Origin of the sequence: Pantoea coffeiphila (genome assembly GCF_016909495.1) — a bacterium.
Taxonomy (GTDB): Bacteria; Pseudomonadota; Gammaproteobacteria; order Enterobacterales; family Enterobacteriaceae; genus Erwinia; species Erwinia coffeiphila.
The window spans coordinates 1-1,624 of sequence record NZ_JAFBFW010000022.1 but is presented as its reverse complement, the minus strand read 5'-3'; the positions used below and the strand labels follow the sequence as shown (position 1 = coordinate 1,624).

The following is a 1,624-nucleotide window of genomic DNA, read 5'->3' as shown; positions in this document are numbered from 1 at the left end:
TGCAGAGTTCTGGCAGGTTGGCGCGTACAAGCGCTTCAGCGAACGGTGGCGGCACGGCGTTGCCACAGCGTGCTACCTGCTTGTCTTTCGCGTACTTGTTGCCACGATAGTCACGGTCGATGACGTACCACGCCGGGAAGCCCTGGGCGTTATACAGTTCCCGCGGCTGCAGCATTCGCATGCCGATATCGACAATCCGGTAAGTCACTCCCTCAACCAGAACAAACTCGCTCAGGCCGTGCTGATGGAGGAATTCAGCCACCTGTACAGCGCGCGCTTCGTCATAATCATTAACGGCCAGACAGGTACGTACTTCCCCAACGTGTTGACCGCCAGCCGTTATGGTCGGCATCGGTTGGTCGGTACGTTGACCATCGCGACAGGTTCCGCGCAGTTTCACCAAGTTTGACGTAACAATAGCGTGGTGGTTTCCGGTGGTAACGGTATGCACTGGCTGGTCAGCAGCGCCGCCCGGGTGGCCGGTGTTATTCACCAGCAGCTGCGCAGTTACCAGCGCGTGATGATCCGTGGTGGTGACCGTGTGTGCAGGGCCGTCGACTGGGGCGCCGGGGCCGGTATAATTGCCACCGAAGTGTTTGGCCAGAAACGCGCTGGTGATCGCAAACTTATTGCCACCGGCTGTAACAGTGCCGACAGGCTTCTGCATATCCAGCACCCGCGGTGCCTGGCCCTGTCGTTCACCGTAACCCATCTGGATTAACGTCGGGCACACCAGTTGGCTTTTTCCGCCGCCACCGGCCGTAACCGTTCCGCTCGGTTGATCAACAGAGTGACCGATGCTGCTGCCGAACTGTCGGGCGATCACCGGTGCGATAACGCAGCTGCGCGACTCCTTCAGAATGGTGTGTATGGGCTTCTCGCAGGAACGCGGTTTGCCCTGGTATTCTGATCCGCCTGCACCTGCCAGGAACGGCGAAAGTTGAGCCTCCACCATTCCCAACGCGTGGCCGTTGCCACCGGGGCGCGCTGAAGTACCGGCGGTGACCGTCGGCAGTGGCTCAGTAACTTCCTGCCCGGTGGCCCCGGTGCGGAATTTAGTGATGTGAGGCGTAACGACCGCAAAACCGTGGGTCTTGGTTATCGTGTGCAGAGGCGACTCCAGCTCCTGTCCCCGGAAACAGTCGTATTTTGTACGGGTGCTGGTGTGGTTGCACTTCACGATGAACGGCGTCGGGTTGTCGATCACGAACCGCTGAATGCCGCGGGCGATACGCCGCAACGTATTCTCTGCCAGCGACTTCTTGCGACCGAAAATCGACGGACATGGGATGTTCCAGTCAATGCACTCCGCAGCGGTGCGCCAGGGTTTTAGCTGGCCGCTTTGCACCGGCAGACTCTTCGGATCGCCGTGGGAAGCCTCTGGCCAGGCGACAGGCTGCCCGTCGCAGCGCATCACCATAAAAAATCTTTTGCGGATCGTTGGCGCGCCGTAATCGCACGCGCGCATTTCACGGAACTCGACTGTATAGCCGAGCCCGACGGTCAGCCGCTGCGCCTCCGGTCCGTGTCGGTCAATCTGCAACGATTCGCACACCTCATCCAGAGCCGGGTGGTCTGCGGCAATACCAGCGCTGAGCATACCGATGAACGCCTCAAAGGTTTC

1 protein-coding gene is annotated in these 1,624 nt (G+C 60.0%); it reads right to left on the bottom strand.

The window, feature by feature from the left end; genetic code table 11:
* A partial coding sequence (locus JOE09_RS26030; RefSeq protein ID WP_239553317.1) for a DNA cytosine methyltransferase occupies positions 1–1,624 on the bottom strand: 1,624 nt, incomplete at both ends.